Below are 17,304 nucleotides of genomic sequence, written 5' to 3'. Positions count from 1 at the left end.
TTCTTCATTTTAGAATTTCTGTGAACGACTGATATGATACTTATCAAGAGGCACAATCATGAAGAAACGAAAAGTGTTCACTTATTTATTCCCACTATTGGCCATTGTTATTCTTGTGGCCTGTCTAGGTCGAGGCCACAATCTTAGAAAAATAAGAAGTGAGATGATTTCAGATCAATCTTTAAATGTAGGTACAAGGGCGCCGGCCAGTACATTTGTTGAAGGTGAGGAGGAAGTTGTTATTGGAAACTTCTTTGATATCACTCAAAAAAATTCTCTCGATGATACAGTCGGATTTATTCAAGAAGGGAATTGGTTTCAGGACACCCTAAAAGGATATCAGGGAAGTATAAGTCGCTACACCAATGATCCTGGCGCTAGGGCCATCTATGTCACAGATCTTTTGGGCGATTCGACCTATTGTATTTGGTACTACAGAGTGCCATCAATGAATGCTACAGATAATGCAATTATAGATATCTTTGATGGTGTTGAAGAAATTGGATTGGCCAACTTTAGTCTAAGACTTCAAAGTAGTGAAAAGGGACTTTATCCATTGGGTGAGTTCTCGTTTACTTCAGGACAGGAGAGTCGTGTGATTCTTTCAAAAGGTGCTGAGGATCCACTACTTCTAAGGGCCGATGAAGTAGTTTTCAAAAAGCTTGGTGATTATGAAGACTGTCAGGGAATAATTTATAAAGACCTCGATGAGAGTGCAACGATAATGGCCAAGGCTGTTGATCAGAAAACTTTTAAAGGAACAGATGGCTACCGTGAATACGGCGATTGGGTAAATAGTAAGCTTAAAGGTGCTGATGGAAATATTGTTCGAATGAGTGAAGATGAATATGCTTATTCAACTTATAACTTCATGCCTAGTAGAACAAATTATTGCTTACAAGTTTATCGACCTACGATTGTAGGGGCCCTATCAAATGTTAAAGTGAGTATCTTTCAAGAAGATGTGGAAATCTTTTCGACTTTTGTTAGTTATAATATGCAAAGTAGCAAGAGTGGTTGGGTAAACCTAGGAAAGCACGAGGTTGAGGCAGATAAAGTTGTTACGGTAATTTTTGAAAGAGACCCTCTCGACATCGGCTTATTACTAAGTGATGCCGTGAGGTTTATTCAATTATCTAAAGATCAAAGTTGTGATTAAACAAGTAAGTGGTAAGTAATAAAAGCACCACCATAAGCAAGAACTGTCATATACCCAAACATTAGGAAGACATGTCCCCAACCATCTGTTTCTCTTCGAACAATCCCAAGTGTTGAGATACATTGCATTGCAAAGGCAAAGAAGATTAGAAGAGACCAGGCCACGGCCGTATTAAATACTGGCTTATTTGTTTCTGGGTCAATCTCAGCTCTTAGTCTTTCTCTTAGAGTTGTTGATTCTTCATCGACATCACCTAGAGCATAAATTGTTCCAAGTGTTGATACGAATAGCTCACGTGCACCCATGGCAACAGTGATTCCAACTCCCATCTTCCAGTTGTATCCAAGTGGCTTAATAACTGGTTCAATTAATTTTCCAAATTGGCCAATAGTTGAGTACTCTAGAGAAATTGCAGCGGACTCTGCCTCTGACTTTCCAATAAGCAGCTCTTCAGCTGGTTTTGGGAAAGTCGAAAGAAACCAAATTACCATTGAAAGACCTAAGATGATTGTTCCGGCCTTCTTTAAAAATACTCTTCCTTTGAAGATCATCGCCTTAAAAGCGGGCTTAAGAGTAGGCATCTGATAAAGAGGTAATTCAATAATAAATGAAGTCGTACTTCCCTTATAAAGAGTTAGCCTAAAGATTTTTGCAATAATAAGTGCAACAATACTTCCTAGGAAATAAAGGAAGAAAAATGCTAGGGCTTGAGAATTGAAAATTCCAAATACAGTTTTTTCAGGAACAAAAGTTCCAATAAGAAGAATATAAACTGGCAGTCTTGCCGAGCATGTAATGAGTGGAATCGTCATTAATGTTGCAAGTCTCTCTTTTTTATCTGAAATCGTTCTTGTTGCCATAATCGCTGGAACAGAACAAGCAAACCCCGAAAGATATGGTAGGAACGCTTTTCCATTTAAGCCAAAATATGACATGGCCTTATCTGTAATGATTGAAGCACGTGAAATATATCCACTTTGCTCAAGAAGGCTTAAAAGGAAGAAGAGAATCATAATTTGTGGAAGGAAGATTACAACTCCACCAACACCTGCAATGATTCCGTCAACAATAAAACTATTTAGCATACCTTGCGGAAGCATAGCTGCAACGTATTCTCCGAATGCACCAACACCACCATCAATGAGATCCATTGCCGGACCTGCCCAAGTATAAATTGAATGGAAGATTAAGTAGAAAATTGCCAAGAAGATAACACCACCTAAGAAAGGGTGAAGAACAAAGTGGTCAATTTTATTTGAAAGTTGAATCAGGCTCTTATTTTTTCCAATCGCATATGATGCTTTTAGGTCTCTTGCTTTTCTTTGATACTTTTCAATTTGAGAAAGAGCAGAAACTTCATTTTGAAGCTCAACAAATTGATCTTCTTCAAAGCTCACATTAAATGGATTGTATTCCGTTGATTCATTTGAAAGTTTTATTTTATTAGTTGGAAGGAGAATTTCACTTGAAGAGTTTTCTCTTAAGAAGTTTTCAAGTGTTGCTCCACTGTCTCTCATTGTAGAGAACTTAATATAAGGAACACCAATGTGTTCGCCAATTTTATCAAAATCGTAATTCTTTGTTACATCAAGATCATACTTATTGAAGATGATTTTAATCTTGCCTCCAAAGAGTTCTTTAACAGCAAGTGCAAGAGATAGAGAAGAGTCCAGGCGAGCACAATCAACAACACAAACAATATCGTGAAATTCTGTAACTTGATTATTTCTTCCGATTAAAGTGGAAACTGTTACTGCTTCATCAATTGAAGATGGAACAAGTGAATAAATCCCAGGAAGGTCAACTACTGCTAACTTTTCTTCATGACGAGCATTAGAAATAAGACCCGCTGTGGCCGTATCAACAGTAATTCCATTGTAGTTTGCAACCTTACGATTCGCTCCAGAAAGGATATTGAAAATCGCCGACTTCCCTGAGTTTGCAGGGCCAATAAGTAAAATTTTTCTCATTAATTTAATTCCTCAACATTGATGAGACTAGCTTCGCTTAAACGAAGGGCAACTGTTTCACCATCTGTTAATCTAAGAGTAAGAGGAGAGCCTAAGAATGAAGGAGCGACAACTTGAATTGCATCACCTGGAAGAATCCCAAGTCCTGTCATAATTGTCTTATGTTTAAGTCCTTTATCAAATGATAGGATCTTAACATTTACGCCTTTTTTAACCTTCGATAAAACCATATTTAACTCCATTCGTCTCAATGGGCTTACTATAGTTTTATTAGTCAAACTTGTCTAGGAACACTTTACTGATATGAACCATGTTTACACAGTGAGTTAGTCGCGATAGAAGGCGTCGGTAAAGTGTGCAATGAGTGAATCGAGAACGTGTTCACCAAGAGTAAGCTGTCGATACTTCACTCCAGTGAGGTCGAAGATGCGACGAGAGATACGATTTGACTCAGTACCTGAATGTTTATCTTGTAAGTATACGATTTCTTTAATCTTTGAAGAAGCAAGAAGCTTGGCACACTCATGACAAGGAAATAGTGTCACGTAACATCTAGCGCCATATAATTTGTGATTTGAGTGAAGAATTGCATTGGCCTCGGCGTGAACAACGTATCCATACTTTTGTTGCTCGAGAGGGAGAGTTCTCTCTTTTCCCCAAGGAAGTTTTGTTTCATCAATTCCCGCAACAAAGCCGTTGTAACCAAAAGTTATTTGATGGTTATTATCATCAACAAAAACACATCCTACTTTTGTGGCCGGATCCTTACTCTTGAAACTTGCCATAATAGCCTGAAGCATAAAGTATTCGTCCCAATTTACGGCACTCTTTGTATTGATGTGATTAATCGACTTTTCCAACTCTGTTTTCATGGCAGCAAGATTAGTTAATTATCCTTCACTTGGCAACTACTGGAAGCTTGTTAAGTCAGATAGGGTGGTGCAAAATATTGGAATGACAAGAGAACACAGGAAGAATTTTTTACTATCCTCTATTAAGATGGCCGTTGCAACTTTATCAAGTCGTGTATTGGGTTTTGCTAGAGAAATTTTAATGGCCAAACTTTTTGGTGCTTCGGGGCTTACTGATGCCTATCAAATTGCTTTTCGTATTCCGAATATGTTGCGTGACTTATTTGCAGAAGGTTCTTTCTCATCTGCCTTTGTCCCAATATTTACTTCGGCCAAAAAAGATGGCGATGAACACGCTCGCAAGCTTCTATGGTCAATGGCCATTGTCTTACTAGCTATCACTTCGATTGTTTGTTTACTGATTTTTATCTTTGCTCCACAAATCATTCAAGTATTAACAAATGAGCTTTTTACTTCTGATGTAAATCGATTTGAATTATCTGTATTGTTAACAAGAATGATGTCACCTTTCTTAGCATTCGTTTCTGTGGCCGCACTTTTTATGGGAGTTCTTAACACTTATAAAATGTTCTTTGCTCCTGCGATGGCACCAGCTGTTTTTAATATCATTATGATCATTGCGATGGTGACATTACCAAAGTACTTAGAAGCAAAGAATCTTCATCCGATTATTTCTTTAGGAATAGGGGTTCTTGTTGGTGGATTTTTTCAGATGCTTATTCAAGTACCGATGCTATTTTCAAAAGGACTTGTAAAGGTTGATGGTATTGATCTTTTTTCAAGTGATGTAAAAGAAATTTTAAAACGAATGAGTATTGGAACAATAGGTGTTGCTGCAACTCAGATCAATCTTTTGGTTTCAACTTTCTTAGCTACAGGTACAGTTGTTGGAGCTGTTTCTTGGCTACAATATGCTTTTCGATTATTTCAATTCCCTGTAGGAATTTTAGGTGTTTCGATTGGAAATTCCAATCTCGTTTACTTCTCTGAACTTTGGAGGGGAGGCAAGGAAGAAGAAGCAAAGGCAGCACTTCAAACAAGTTATATAACAAGTCTTTTTGTTCTTATGCCAGCAATGGCCTTAATGTTTGCACTTGCCCAGGATTGCGTTGCAATTTCTTTTCAGCGTGGAGCCTTCGGTCTTGATGATACTAAGATGGTAACAGAAGCACTTTATGCTTATTTATTTGGACTTCCATTTTATGGACTCTATAAGGTGTTTTCTCCGAGTTTTTACACATTAGATAAACCAAAGATTCCTGTAATTATCTCTTCGATTGCTGTCGGAATTAATATTGTCTTCTGTTTTTCGCTTGTTGGTACATACGGTTTTAAAATTCTTGCTATGGGGACATCTGTATCGATGATTTTTATCATCCTTGTTCAGTCGATTCTATTATTTAAATTACTAGATCTAAGGCTTAATTTCTTCTTCCCGCTAAGATTTTTTAAAATTGGTTTAAGCTCACTATTGGCCTTTTATGCTACACAATATGTACGTGGCCACTTCCCAAATAATATTTTTTCGACTCTTGATAATCTCGCGGCCTTCGTTACTGCAGCGTGTGCAGGTGCTATTGCTTATGTTATTGTGCTAAGTGTCTTAGGGGATTATGTTTTAATTCAGCGCTTCTTAAATAAGATAATCCGCCGAAATTAGAATGGAAGTAATCATAAATTCTCTTGCTTGATGAGAGGCAAGTCGTTAAACTTAAAGAGATTACACATTTGGAGCAGTAAATGAGAACTAGTTTTGAAACACTCGAAAATTTAGCGAGTCATACAATTAATACACTTAAGGAAAAGGGTGTTATTGAATTCGATATTGCAAATCGTGAGAAGCTTATTGAATCAATGGCCACTGAATTTGGTGTATGTCTAGCAACTGATGAAGATATTCGCGATCAGGCTATCGAAGAAGTTGAAGAGAAGATGGGTGTAGATAATATGCCTGAAGACGTAACAGAGTCTGAAATGTTCAACCATGCTCGTAAAGAAATTATTAAGTCATTTAGTGGTGAAAATATTGGTGGTCTTTACTTAGTAGAGTCACTACATAATATTGCAAATCGTATGACTGCATTTTTAATTGATTGTGAATTCATTGATGATGTTTTTGGAACTGATGAAGAAATTCACAACTTCCTAGTACAGAATATTAGAACATTTAAGACTAGATAATAAAAAAGCTCCTTAAGGAGCTTTTTTTATTTCTTTTTAATATTGTGTAGTGACTGTTCGAAAAACATCCGCGGCATTTAAGCGGAGCTTAAATTGGACGCGGTGTTAGCTCCCTATCACTTTAGCTAAAATAATATATTCAACAGGCCTGCGTTTATGCAGGCTTTGTTGCCTCAGGAGCAATGGGAAAGTTATAGCCTTTTAATATTGTGTAGTGATTGTTCGAAAAACGGACCTTCAAGCAAACCATTTAGAACCGAACTCTCACTTTCTAAAATGACAATACCATCATCAGTTTTTAGTAGAGCAGCATCGTAGTAGACACGAAGCTCATGTCCCTTTGTGGCCGTTCCTTCAACTCTTAGAGTTTCTATTCCTTGCTCATATAATTTCTCGAAAGATTTAGGCTCGTGGATAATTGTTGTATCTTTATCAAAGACGAGTTCATTATTAATAGCGAGCTCTTCAAATGCCGATTGTAAATCTGAATAGTTTTTATTAGTGAAGCTAAAGCGCGATTGCCACTCGTAGCGAGTATCAGTTCTTTCAAATATTTTTAATTCAGATTCATCTGTCGTTAGAGTCCACCAAGGGGGAATTGGAATTTCAAGCCCGTGAAAAGGGAAGCTGATAGCATTCTTTAAGGCGACTTTTTTTTCACCTTTAATAACAAATGCTGCATAAGTAGCAAAAATTAAAATGCAAATGAGGATGATCCACCAAAAAATATTACTCATAATCCGCAATTTATCCCTAATTTTTGGCTTCGTAAACGTAATATTAATCAGTTAAATCAATACTTTATAGAAAAAGTCGATAGTTTACTCAAGTTTCATTCATAAAGTGTCGTTAAGTAGTTGAGGATTGTTAAAGTTTTTATGGAGAAAACTATGAAGTTAAGACTTATTGGCACGAAAAGCATCTTATTGGCGATGATGATGCTAAATACATATGCTGAGATCGACATCAGTGATTGTATCTATTTAAGAGACAATGGCTATGAAGATGATGCTCAGGCATGTGTGACAAGAGCATCTCGTGGAAGCTCTGGAAGTAATGACTTCTGTGTCGATTGTTTACCTAAACTTCCTGAAAGAAATGAGTGGGCCGAAGTTGCAAAAGTTGCAATTCCTTCACTTGCAGCAATGGGGAGTGTTTTTTTCGCCACTAAACACCAAGCTGATTCTCAAGAGTCATGGGCAAATGCTTATGAAAATGGAATTAAATCATGCCACGGTCAAATCGATGGCTATTTAGATTATAACCTTGAAAGGGGTGCAAACCCAATTCTTCCAAAAGAGCAAACTTCAATGCTTAATTCTTGTAACGGTTACGGCTACGGTATGTACGCTGGTGGACTTGGTCTTACTGGTGGAACTTTTGGTGGAGTTGGTAACGGTTGGCTAGGTCAAGGTTACACTTCAGGATTCCTAGGTGGAATGGGTGGACCTAACTTCGGTGGTAATATCTATGGAAATGCCGGATGGGGCATGGGTAACGGAATGGGGATGGGCAATGGCTTTGGTGGAAACTACCAAGCGAATGTTTATATGAACCCATTAGGTTCTCTTGCAGGTTCGGCACTTGCTGGACTTCTAACAGGTGGTAATGCTGGATTTGGTGTAAATATCAACGGCGGAATGGGCATGGGTGGATACCCAGGAATGTACCCAGGAAATATCTATGGTGGAATGTACCCTGGATTCGGAATGAACACGGGATTCGGAATGAACACGGGATTCGGAATGGGGATGGGTCGATACCCATACGGAACAGGTTTTGGAACTGGCTTTGGTGCTAATTTTGGCATGGGAATGGGCAATGGTTTTGGAATGGGGAATGGTTTCGGAATGGGCAACGGTTTCGGACTTAATACTGGTTTAAATTTTGGACTAAATATTGGTAACACTGGTGCGTTCCCAGGAATGAATACTGGCGCAGGTTGGGGGATGTACCCTGGATCTGGCTGGGGAATGTATCCTGGAACAGGTATTAATGCTGGTTTCAACCTTGGTTGGGGTGTTAATGGCGTAGGTAATGGTAACTGGGGTAATGGTGGAGTTTATCCAACATATCCAGGTCCTGGAAACGGTGGAGTTATCTCTGGCGGTTGGGGCGTCAATGGCGGTGGAAACGGCAATTGGGGTGTTAACGGCGGTTGGGCCAATGGCGGCGGAAACCCTGCATGTATGTGTATTTCAGCACCATGTGCTTGTGGAAATACTTTTCCTGGTGGAAATGGAAATATTAATGGCGGATGGGGAGTCAACGGAGGTTGGGGAACTGGCGCTAATAATGGTTGGGGTGTTAACGGAAACGCTGGTTGGGGAGTCAACGGTGGAAACGGTTGGGGCCTAAATGGTAATGCTAACGGAGGTTGGGGTGCCAACGGAAACTGGGGAGCAAATGGAAACTATAATAATGGTTATCAAGCACAACAGTTCCAGAGCTACATCAACGGACTTCAAGGACAAGCTGTTGCTCAAGGTAATTATCAAAACCAAGCGAACGTAATGTATGCTAACCAAGCTCTGTATCAGAACTTACAAAATGCTCAACAAAATATTTATGCAAATTCGTATAATGGTTATTACAACTCTGGTACTAACTTTGGATCAATGGCCGGAGGGGCCCTTAATGGTCAATTTAGTGTCGGAATTGGTGGAAGTGCGGGAATGAATTGGAATTAAAAAATAATTTCAAGAGAGATGAGAGATAAAAAGAAAGCCTCCTGTATGGGAGGCTTTTTTATAAAAAAAATAGCGCCAGTGGCGAACCGAGAAACCTAAAGGTTTCTCTCTCGAATACTATGTGCACCGAATAGGGGCGCACAAATAAAAAAAGAGGCTATCAGCCTCTTTGTATTGCGTTTGTTGCGAACCGAAAGACCTAAAGGTCTTTCTCTCGTGTACGTCTTCATTCCAAATGAAGGACGCATAAATAAAAAAAGAGCTTATCAAGCTCTTTTTATATTTATTTATTATGCATAAGTATTTTAATTGAACCTCTGAAGAGTACTTCGATTTTATTAGCATCGAGACTCTTTTCAACAAGCCCTGGCCCAAAAGTTGGGTGAGCAAGTATGTCACCAACTTCAAATTTGTGACGAATATTATATGCAATAGGTTCACCTTCTAATTTTTGAAGCGCGTTTTCCCAAACATTAATAATTTTATCTTCAGTTGAAATTCTTTTTTTCGCAGGAGCTTTGCGACGAGTAGCACTTGGAGATGCTACCTTTTTTGGCTTGTATGCATGAGTTGCTTTACAAGTATTACACAGAACTTTGTATGGAGTATCTGCGTCTTTCATTGCTACAATTAAATGAGCAAGATCTAACTTACATTTGCTACAATATGTTACAATTTCCTTACCAACACCTAGTTTTGACATATTCTCTCTTCCTTTTGCTTAATTAGGTCAATTTAATGGCGAATAGGATTAAAGTAAAGAGAATAAAAGGTAATATGTAGATAATTATAATGAAGAAAAATACTTTAGCACTGCTGGAAAAAGCAAAACATTTACCGACAAAATCTGGATGCTATTTAATGAAGCGAAAGCGCGCTGGCATCGAAGAAATTCTTTATATTGGAAAGGCGAAAAACCTTCGTAGTCGAGTGTCTAGCTATTTTAATAGTTCTGAAAAATCACCAAAGACTCAAATTCTTGTCTCTCATATTCAAGACTTCGACTTTATAATGACTAAGACAGATGCAGAAGCATATATCTTAGAAAATAACCTTATTAAAAAGCATATTCCTAAGTATAACATCCAACTTAAAGACGATAAAAGTTATCCTTATATTCAAGTCGATATGAATGAAAAATTTCCTCGACTTGTTTATACGAGAAGACCAAAGAGAAAGAAGAAGATTAAATTATTCGGCCCTTTTACAACGGGAAGTAACATCTTAAAAATTTCTAGAATTCTAACAAAGTCTTTTACTTTACGAGACTGTTCGATTGAAGAAATGAGAAAGAGGAAGCGCCCGTGTCTTATTTATCAAATGAAACAATGTTCGGCTCCTTGTGTGGATTATATTTCTGAAAAAGATTATTTTAATGATCTTAACTACGTTATCAATTTCTTTGAAGGCCAAAGTCGTAATGTCTTAAAAATTTTAGAAGAGAGGATGTTTGAAGCTGCTGAAAGTGAGCACTTTGAAAGGGCCGCTGAAATACGAGATAGTATCGAAGAGTTAAAACAATTCTCATTAAGTTATGAAAAGCAAAATGTGGAACTTACGACTGAAAAAGACTTTGATATTGTTGCCTACCATGTTGGTGAATTAGAAATTGATATTTCAATTTATATGATGAGATCTGGAATCCTTCTTGGTCATAAAAACTATCACTTTGGAAAAGGTGATAGTGAGAATGAAAATCACGAGCTTTTTCAAACCTTCTTATTTCAATACTATTCAAATACAAAAGAGAAGCTACCAAGTCGTATTTATATTGATGAGAAAAAAGCTGATCTTTCAATGATTAGTGAAGCATTTAACGAAGTACTCGATCAAGAAGTCGAAGTTCAAAAGCCAATTGGGAAGATGAAAACTCTTTATGAGTTAACTCTTGATCATGCAAGAGAGCATCAACGCTTTAGGGTTAAAAATCTTGATGGACCATGGATTGGTTTAAATAAATTAAAAGAACTTTTAAATCTAAAAGAAACTCCTAAAATTCTTGAGTGTTTCGACGTTGCCATTTGGCAAGGAAAGTCTCCAACAGCATCGCAAATTGTTTTTCGTGATGGAAAACCGGATAAGACTCAATATCGCTATTATCACTTAGAAGAAAGGCCAGAGGGCAATAACGATTTTGCCATGATGAGGGAAGTTTTAGCGAGAAGACTTAAGAAAGGAAAGCTTCCAGATGTCTTCATTGTTGATGGTGGGAAGGGACAAGTTTCGAGTTTTCTTGCAGTTCTTGAAGATTTCGAACTTGATATTCCTGTCGTGGGAATTGCTAAAATTAAAACGAGCAAACAAGACTCTTTTAGAGATAAGGAAGTTTCAAGTTCAGACGAACGTCTTATTATTCCTAATCGAATTAATCCTTATATCTTAAAAAAGACACCGTCTCTAATGAGAATTGTTGTGCAAATGAGGGATGAGGCCCACAGGTTTTCGAGAAAGCTTCATCATAAGAAGGAGAGAGATCGTATTTTTTCTTCGTGGTTTGATGATATTGAAGGAGTTGGTGAAAAGACTCTTAAAACAATTCATGAAAATATGGATTTAAATCTTAAAGAACTTTCGCAATTAAGTGTGATTGAAATAAGTCACAAGTTAGATATAAAAGAAGGGCTTGCTGAGAGAATCCATGCCAAGCTTATGGCCGAATTCCCTCAGAAATAACTGTCTAGTTAAGGTGGTGGATTTTTTTACGATTGCCGTGCCCGCAATCAGTACATCTCGAATTCTCGTGTATGTACAAGTTTTTATAATCCGATAGGTGTGTGTGAACCATTTTAGAGCCACAAACAGGACAATCATTTAAAACCTTATGTACTTGATCGGCATCACCAAATAACTCTTCAAAGTTTTCAAATTGGAAATCTGGATCGAATGACATTGTAGCAACTCCTTTAAATATTAATTACCACTGGGGATTTGAGATTGTGCAGAGTGTCCCAAGCAGTGGATGTAGTTGATTTATCGGCGGCTTAACAATGTTCTGAAATTTATGCTTTTTTTTTTAAAGACTTAGGGATATTTTACCCATAGGAAATAAAGTAATGGCGCAATTTTTAACCAAATTAACTAAAGATTTTAATAATATTTTAAAAGTCTCACGTGATGAGAAGCCGAATTACTGTGCCAAGTTATTTGAAAACACTCTTTGGTATCCTAAGTTAAAAGAGAGCAAACTTACTGCTAGCAAGGCTTCTTCGGATGAGCCTAGGGCCACACAAGTTGATTCTAAGCCGATTGTGGCCGCAGCTCAGCAAGAAGTTGCCAGAGCTGAAGAAACAGTCACAGCTCCAAAAATAGAAGTTCCTGTGGCACCTCAAAAGAGAAAGATTGATATTGCTGCCGCTTCAAATCCTAGTGAATCGACTCACACTCTGAAAGTTAATGATGATATAAATAAATTCCTTTCACAATATAATACATCTTGGAATCTTGAAACAATTCCTGGCTATCAGGATTATCAAGGCGAGGTAGATATTATCTTTTTTGGCCTTGATGAAATTGAAGAAGGGGAGCTCCCTGATTTTCTACCTTTATCAATGATTGAATCAGATCAAGATATTATGGGACGTATGATTAAGGCCATGAAGATCTCAAGTGGCCGCTTTATTCGTGTACCATTTATTAAAAAAGATGCCCGCGAGTTCCTCTTTACATGTTGTGCTCACTTTAAACCAAGATTACTCATTAGCCTTGGGGCTGCCGCAACAAATCTATGTTTAAATAAACGTGTTCGTCTTGCAAATGTTCACGGAGACTTCCATTCAGTTCAAATAGAAGTTGATGAAAATGCTCAGTTAATTGATGTCATGCCTTTATTTCATCCTAAATTACTAGAGGTAAATGAGTCCATGAAGAAAACGGCGTGGACAGATATGCAAAAAGCGATAAAATTTCTCTCAAGTTGAGTAGCTTAGTAAAATCATATATCATTTTATTAGATAAGTTGCTGGGCAAGGATGCCGCACAAATCAGGACGATCTTCGTTGAGAAATTTATTTATCTCTTTCATTATACTTTCTTCATTGAATTCTCTGGCGAGAATTAGCCCATTAGATAATTTACGATCAGGACACACGATAAAAGTTAGAGTAGCAAAAGACCTTGATAACGTTATGCTTGAAGGTGTTGATCTGACACGAAAAGTTGTTGCAACAAGGAATCGTAAAAGTTTTAAGGGCTTTAAGAAAATAAAAGTAAATTGCCAAAATTTACAATCTGCCAAGTCTGTTAAACCTCAGTACTTGGCCTCTCTTACATCGCAAACAGGACTAATTAGTTTTGATCGCAAGCAATTCATGGGGCAGATGCATATTGTAACGAGTGCCGATGGAAATTCTTGTGACGTTGTTAATGAGATGGATCTTGATGACTATATTGCAACACTTCTTGCTAAAGAGATGAACGCTTCTTGGCCAATTGAGGCCCTTAAAGCTCAAGCAGTTGCTGCTCGTACATACGCTCTTCATCACATGATGATTTCTGGACTTAAAAATGACACTCTTTATGATTTAGAGAACTCTGAAAAGCATCAGGTTAATGGAACATTTAATGATGTGACAGCAAGTACACTTGAAGCTGCAAAAGATACAGCAGGTCTTGTTTTAACAAATGGTGAAGGTAACCTTGTTCCTGCTTTTTTTCATGCAAGTTGTGGGGGAACAACATTAATCCCTTCTGATGTTTGGAGAAATGATGTTCACGGTTATTCAACTGTGAAGTGTGATTACTGTCAGAAAAAGAAGAATTGGGATTCTAAAATTACAAAGCTTCGATTTAAAAAATTTTTAAACTGGGCAATGAAAAAAAATTACATTGAACAACAAAGTTTAAAAAAGAAATTATTCTTGTATCCAGATAAAAGAGATGAAAAAAATCTTTACGTACAAAATGGTGTAAAGAAGATCAAAATCAAAAAGAGTTTATTCCGTCGCTACTTTGGCCGTGTTGAATTTCCTTCAAATCATTTCTATATGGTAGATGTTGGTGGAGCTGGTCTTCACTTTGTTGGAAAGGGCAATGGTCACGGTGTTGGTTTATGTCAGGTTGGTTCTTTAGGGCTTGCTCAAAAAGGAAAGGGCCATCGTGAAATTCTGGCCCATTATTTTCCGAAATTAAATATCTTAAAACTTTATTAGTTTTTAAATCATTAAGGACATGGTGTTGAGAAAGTCACATTCATCATAACAGGTCCTAGTGTTCCTTGCATTGGCTGAGAGTACTGGAAAGGTGCTGCCGTAATTTGAAAGTGAGCAGCATCTATTGTTGCCGCTGGACAATTCGCTCCTGTTCCTAAACTCATTCCTGTACTTAGCTGTATTCCTTGAAGTCCACGATCATCACCAATGATTGGGAACCTATAATTCTGATATGTAAAGTAACGTGAGCAAAGTGAGAGGCGAACATTGTATCCTACAACAGAGTTTCCATTAAGAACCTTTGTCATAATAAGAATATCACCGAAGCTATTTACTCCAACGTGATGTTGGTTTGATTCATTAGGAAGCATTCCTTCTTGTAAAGGACCATAAACAGAGTCATTATTATAAGAATATCCAGATTGAATATTAGCTACAATCGTTGCGCGTCTTTGACCAATCTTAAGGTAGTTTCCATAGCTATCCATGTTGAATCGATCATTACCATATTGCTGACAACTAAAAGCTTGAGCATTTACGAGACTATCGAATAAAGCCTGTCCTTGTGAGTCCATTCCTGTTGAGCCTGTATTTGAACGACTTCCACCTGTACCCCAGCCAGAGTAGTAGCCACCACTACCCTTAGAGTCTTGTCCACAGCTTGTTACAAGCATCGAAGCAATTGTCACAACCATTAATAACTTAAACTTTTTCATAATATCCTCAAATATTAGTTTTCACGCTATTTCTTGTATCGGTGAAAATTTAGGATTTCTTTAGAGATTGATAAAATTAATTAAGAATTTTTTTAAATTACCCGAAATAGTAAGTAATTATGACAGCTTATGAACAAGTAAAAGAATCAACATTTAAGATTATTACAGGCTCCTTTAAAGACTTTAAAAAGGATGATCAGGCGAAGTTTCGTTTAAAGATGGGACTAATTTTTGCAGTCATACCTTTTATTTCAATTTTTGTGGGATTCATTCTTAATTGGATTCTTTTAAAATCAACAATCATTTATATTACAGCTTATCGAAAGGATATTGATTATATCATCGATTCTCTTATTTATGACTATCTACAAATTGGATTAATGGAAGCCTTACCATGGATGATTATTTCAATTGCCTTCTTATTGGTAGCAGGAATTGTTCTTGCTCAACTGATGCTGAGACCATTTGATGAGATTGCACAATACTGTTTGGACTTTCTTGGAGCTGAAGAAAAAGTTACGAATTTCGATGGAGAGTTTAAATCTGAGTTAAGATTGTTATCAAGTTTTAGTGATTGGTTCTTTACCACCACTTCGACGCTGCGAATGAGTGGAAAATTAACTCAAATTGAAGTTCCTTCTAAATACAAGAGGATACACAAACCGGTCTTTGAAACCATGTTTTTTGTCCATAAGAGTATTTATGTGGCCATTACTTGTATTTTGACTGGGATGATTATTTTAATTATCAATTACGCTCTCTTTGATGCTGTGATTTCTGTAGTTAACGAAATCTTTACCAATGGTAAATTTGCTAAAGATTACTTTAGTAACATGGCCTTAATTCAGGACGACATTGTTGGTATTACAATAATTATTAATATTGTTTCTTATGGCTTTTTCATGGCCTATCTTTATAACAAAGTTGCAACGCCAGCATTTGGTATTTTTGCGACGATGCGATCTTTCATTAGTGGACGATATACATCAAGAGTTCACCTTATCGGATACAAGTACGTTCGTCATCAGACGCGTGCCATCAACAAGTATTTGGACTATATGGAAAAAGAGTACTCAGTAAAAGATGATTGAGTATTTAACTTTGTTCAAGTAAAATCATAATAATAATTTGATGTGAAATTTGTTCATAATAACAAAAGGGATAGTAATGAAAAAAGCATTAGGCATTGTAATGTCATTAGTTTTACTTACGAGTTGTGTAGGTAAAGATGAAATCAAAAAAGCATTAAAAGATGATCCAACGATTTTAGCAGAAGCAATTAAAGCTAACCCTGCTGAAGTTATGGAAGCTCTTCAAGTTGCAGCTCAAAACGCAAAAGAAGCAATGGCGAAGAAAAGAGAAGAAGAGGAAAACAAAAAACTTCACGAGTTTATTGAAAACCCTCTTAAGCCAGAAATTAGATCAGATGAATCAGTTAGAGGTACTAAAGGTGGAATCATTACTCTAGTTGAATACTCTGACTTTCAGTGTCCTTACTGTACAAGAGGCTTTGATAATGTTGTTAAGCCAATGCTTGATAAGTACAAAGGTAAGGTTCAATTTGTTTACAAACACCTTCCACTTTCTTTCCACTCAGAAGCTAGAATTGCAGCGGCTTATTATGAAGCTGTAAGACTTCAATCAGAAGAGAAAGCATTTAAATTTCACGACATTCTTTTTACTCAAGAAGGTCAACAAAAACTTAGAAACCTAAAAGAAAAATACCTAAAGAAAACAGCGAAAGACTTAGGTGTTAATATGACTAAACTTGCTAAGGATGTTAAGTCAGATGCAGTTGAAAAAAGAATTGCTCAAGACGAAGCTGAAGCTAGAAAGTTTGATATTCAAGGGACTCCAGGTTTCGTAATTAATGGTGTACCAGTAAAAGGTGCTTACCCATTATCACACTTCGAAATGATTCTAGGTCTACTAAAAGAAAAAGGTAAACTAGATATCTAATCAGTGATCAAATTCAATTAAAATATGAAGGCCCACCATCGAGTGGGCCTTTTTATTTTTCCATGTTATAATATGATCATTGGAGGTTATTATGGTGAACTTCTTTGATCATAATCAGGTAAAAGTTAATAAAGAATTCTTTCGTGAAACGGCAAGACAAATTGATTATTCAATTGAAGATTTTCTTCATGATGATGTACCTCATTCTTTAGTTGAACAAAATGTTTTAAATACTGCATATATAAATCATCTAACATCTTTGTTAAAAATTAATTCAATTTTTGATTTGGCCCAAGAAGTTTTAGAGCTTGAAAGAAGCTTAGAGAAGCTTTCTCATCGTCTTCCTATTGATATAAAGATTCCAACAATGGAAACTTTTTATCATCAACTCGGACCTGTTTTTATACAACTTTTTGTCGAAGTAAGAGACCTTGAAGATCATAAAGAACTTGAAGGAGAGTGGCTAAAAGCAGTGAGAATCGCACTAGAGGAAGAGATAGTAGTTTGGCAAGAAAAAAACTTAAAATAAGTGTAAAAATAAAAAAAATCTTTAAAAGTTAAAAAAAACGCTAAAAAGCCTTGTCAAAGCGTGTTTCAAACTTCATCCTAC

At 36.8% G+C, this 17,304-nt stretch carries 17 protein-coding genes; 10 read left to right on the top strand and 7 right to left on the bottom strand.

Translation table 11 applies throughout. From position 1 onward, the window contains the following. Positions 1-58: 58 nt before the first annotated feature. Positions 59-1,159, top strand: coding sequence for a hypothetical protein (locus tag ACMAYL_RS14865; RefSeq protein WP_392993450.1), 1,101 nt, complete (start codon positions 59-61; stop codon positions 1,157-1,159). Here ACMAYL_RS14865 and feoB read toward each other — a convergent pair. The 3 genes from feoB to ACMAYL_RS14850 all read right to left on the bottom strand — a co-directional run bounded on the left by feoB (position 1,156) and on the right by ACMAYL_RS14850 (position 4,001). Further along, positions 1,156-3,129: a ferrous iron transport protein B gene (gene feoB / locus ACMAYL_RS14860; protein WP_412463429.1), complete on the bottom strand. Its 1,974-nt coding sequence runs from the start codon at positions 3,127-3,129 to the stop codon at positions 1,156-1,158. The two genes, ACMAYL_RS14865 and feoB, sit on opposite strands and share 4 nt — an antisense overlap. Further along, a complete protein-coding gene (locus ACMAYL_RS14855; protein WP_392993444.1) occupies positions 3,129-3,359 on the bottom strand; it encodes a FeoA family protein in 231 nt (76 codons plus the stop codon). The genes feoB and ACMAYL_RS14855 overlap by 1 nt, the downstream gene beginning before the upstream one ends. A 96-nt stretch (positions 3,360-3,455) precedes the next feature. Then, a complete protein-coding gene (locus ACMAYL_RS14850; protein WP_103217765.1) occupies positions 3,456-4,001 on the bottom strand; it encodes a deoxycytidylate deaminase in 546 nt (181 codons plus the stop codon). Between ACMAYL_RS14850 and murJ the strand changes: the two genes are divergently transcribed. Both murJ and ACMAYL_RS14840 read left to right on the top strand, forming a co-directional pair. Next, positions 4,000-5,661 (top strand): murein biosynthesis integral membrane protein MurJ, encoded by a 1,662-nt coding sequence (gene murJ, locus ACMAYL_RS14845; protein ID WP_392993441.1) that lies wholly within the window; start codon positions 4,000-4,002, stop codon positions 5,659-5,661. The genes ACMAYL_RS14850 and murJ overlap by 2 nt on opposite strands. Before the next feature lie 80 nt (positions 5,662-5,741). Next, on the top strand, positions 5,742-6,182 hold the full coding sequence (locus ACMAYL_RS14840) for a DUF507 family protein (protein WP_103217767.1): 441 nt from the start codon (positions 5,742-5,744) through the stop codon (positions 6,180-6,182). Positions 6,183-6,373: 191 nt separating this feature from the next. Here the strand turns inward: ACMAYL_RS14840 and ACMAYL_RS14835 are convergent, their stop codons facing one another. Then, positions 6,374-6,919, bottom strand: a complete 546-nt coding sequence (locus ACMAYL_RS14835) for a hypothetical protein (protein WP_412463428.1) — start codon at positions 6,917-6,919, stop codon at positions 6,374-6,376. Between the two features lie 153 nt (positions 6,920-7,072). On the opposite strand from ACMAYL_RS14835, the gene ACMAYL_RS14830 reads away from it, so the two are divergent. Beyond that, the gene (locus ACMAYL_RS14830) at positions 7,073-8,872 is read left to right on the top strand and encodes a hypothetical protein (RefSeq protein WP_412471288.1); all 1,800 of its coding nucleotides are present in this window, start codon (positions 7,073-7,075) and stop codon (positions 8,870-8,872) included. Positions 8,873-9,155: 283 nt separating this feature from the next. On the opposite strand, the gene ACMAYL_RS14825 is transcribed toward ACMAYL_RS14830, so the two are convergent. Continuing rightward, positions 9,156-9,575 carry a hypothetical protein gene (locus tag ACMAYL_RS14825; RefSeq protein ID WP_103217770.1) on the bottom strand — a complete coding sequence of 140 codons (420 nt, stop codon included), beginning with the start codon at positions 9,573-9,575 and terminating at the stop codon, positions 9,156-9,158. 89 nt (positions 9,576-9,664) lie between these two features. Between ACMAYL_RS14825 and uvrC the strand changes: the two genes are divergently transcribed. After that, entirely contained in the window at positions 9,665-11,545 is a 1,881-nt protein-coding gene (uvrC, locus tag ACMAYL_RS14820; protein ID WP_412470352.1) for an excinuclease ABC subunit UvrC, read from the top strand. Between the two features lie 4 nt (positions 11,546-11,549). On the opposite strand, the gene ACMAYL_RS14815 is transcribed toward uvrC, so the two are convergent. Continuing rightward, the gene (locus ACMAYL_RS14815; protein WP_021267851.1) at positions 11,550-11,762 is read right to left on the bottom strand and encodes a hypothetical protein; all 213 of its coding nucleotides are present in this window, start codon (positions 11,760-11,762) and stop codon (positions 11,550-11,552) included. A 163-nt stretch (positions 11,763-11,925) separates the two neighbouring features. Between ACMAYL_RS14815 and ACMAYL_RS14810 the strand changes: the two genes are divergently transcribed. Continuing rightward, positions 11,926-12,789 carry a hypothetical protein gene (locus ACMAYL_RS14810; protein WP_412471287.1) on the top strand — a complete coding sequence of 288 codons (864 nt, stop codon included), beginning with the start codon at positions 11,926-11,928 and terminating at the stop codon, positions 12,787-12,789. Positions 12,790-12,867: 78 nt separating this feature from the next. Next, entirely contained in the window at positions 12,868-14,019 is a 1,152-nt protein-coding gene (locus tag ACMAYL_RS14805) for a SpoIID/LytB domain-containing protein (RefSeq protein WP_158246853.1), read from the top strand. Positions 14,020-14,030: 11 nt separating this feature from the next. Here ACMAYL_RS14805 and ACMAYL_RS14800 read toward each other — a convergent pair whose 3' ends face one another. Beyond that, a complete protein-coding gene (locus ACMAYL_RS14800; protein ID WP_412471286.1) occupies positions 14,031-14,735 on the bottom strand; it encodes a hypothetical protein in 705 nt (234 codons plus the stop codon). Positions 14,736-14,854: 119 nt separating this feature from the next. On the opposite strand from ACMAYL_RS14800, the gene ACMAYL_RS14795 reads away from it, so the two are divergent. From ACMAYL_RS14795 to ACMAYL_RS14785, 3 genes are all read left to right on the top strand, one after another. Further along, on the top strand, positions 14,855-15,826 hold the full coding sequence (locus tag ACMAYL_RS14795) for a hypothetical protein (RefSeq protein WP_103217775.1): 972 nt from the start codon (positions 14,855-14,857) through the stop codon (positions 15,824-15,826). Positions 15,827-15,902: 76 nt separating this feature from the next. Further along, entirely contained in the window at positions 15,903-16,694 is a 792-nt protein-coding gene (locus ACMAYL_RS14790; RefSeq protein ID WP_103217776.1) for a DsbA family protein, read from the top strand. 91 nt (positions 16,695-16,785) lie between these two features. Next, positions 16,786-17,223, top strand: a complete 438-nt coding sequence (locus tag ACMAYL_RS14785) for a hypothetical protein (protein ID WP_392993434.1) — start codon at positions 16,786-16,788, stop codon at positions 17,221-17,223. The last annotated feature ends 81 nt before the right edge of the window (positions 17,224-17,304 follow it).

Origin of the sequence: Halobacteriovorax sp. RT-2-4 (assembly GCF_047085445.1) — a bacterium.
GTDB lineage: Bacteria > Bdellovibrionota > Bacteriovoracia > Bacteriovoracales > Bacteriovoracaceae > Halobacteriovorax_A.
This window is presented reverse-complemented; position numbering and strand designations above follow the sequence as displayed.

Coding starts and splice junctions, on each gene's coding strand:
- ACMAYL_RS14865 (WP_392993450.1), top strand. CDS start 59: ATGAAGAAACGAAAAGTGTTCACTTATTTATTCCCACTATTGGCCATT.
- feoB (WP_412463429.1), bottom strand. CDS start 3,129: ATGAGAAAAATTTTACTTATTGGCCCTGCAAACTCAGGGAAGTCGGCG.
- ACMAYL_RS14855 (WP_392993444.1), bottom strand. CDS start 3,359: ATGGTTTTATCGAAGGTTAAAAAAGGCGTAAATGTTAAGATCCTATCA.
- murJ (WP_392993441.1), top strand. CDS start 4,000: ATGGCAGCAAGATTAGTTAATTATCCTTCACTTGGCAACTACTGGAAG.
- ACMAYL_RS14850 (WP_103217765.1), bottom strand. CDS start 4,001: ATGAAAACAGAGTTGGAAAAGTCGATTAATCACATCAATACAAAGAGT.
- ACMAYL_RS14840 (WP_103217767.1), top strand. CDS start 5,742: ATGAGAACTAGTTTTGAAACACTCGAAAATTTAGCGAGTCATACAATT.
- ACMAYL_RS14835 (WP_412463428.1), bottom strand. CDS start 6,919: ATGAGTAATATTTTTTGGTGGATCATCCTCATTTGCATTTTAATTTTT.
- ACMAYL_RS14830 (WP_412471288.1), top strand. CDS start 7,073: ATGAAGTTAAGACTTATTGGCACGAAAAGCATCTTATTGGCGATGATG.
- ACMAYL_RS14825 (WP_103217770.1), bottom strand. CDS start 9,575: ATGTCAAAACTAGGTGTTGGTAAGGAAATTGTAACATATTGTAGCAAA.
- uvrC (WP_412470352.1), top strand. CDS start 9,665: ATGAAGAAAAATACTTTAGCACTGCTGGAAAAAGCAAAACATTTACCG.
- ACMAYL_RS14815 (WP_021267851.1), bottom strand. CDS start 11,762: ATGTCATTCGATCCAGATTTCCAATTTGAAAACTTTGAAGAGTTATTT.
- ACMAYL_RS14810 (WP_412471287.1), top strand. CDS start 11,926: ATGGCGCAATTTTTAACCAAATTAACTAAAGATTTTAATAATATTTTA.
- ACMAYL_RS14800 (WP_412471286.1), bottom strand. CDS start 14,735: ATGAAAAAGTTTAAGTTATTAATGGTTGTGACAATTGCTTCGATGCTT.
- ACMAYL_RS14795 (WP_103217775.1), top strand. CDS start 14,855: ATGACAGCTTATGAACAAGTAAAAGAATCAACATTTAAGATTATTACA.
- ACMAYL_RS14790 (WP_103217776.1), top strand. CDS start 15,903: ATGAAAAAAGCATTAGGCATTGTAATGTCATTAGTTTTACTTACGAGT.
- ACMAYL_RS14785 (WP_392993434.1), top strand. CDS start 16,786: ATGGTGAACTTCTTTGATCATAATCAGGTAAAAGTTAATAAAGAATTC.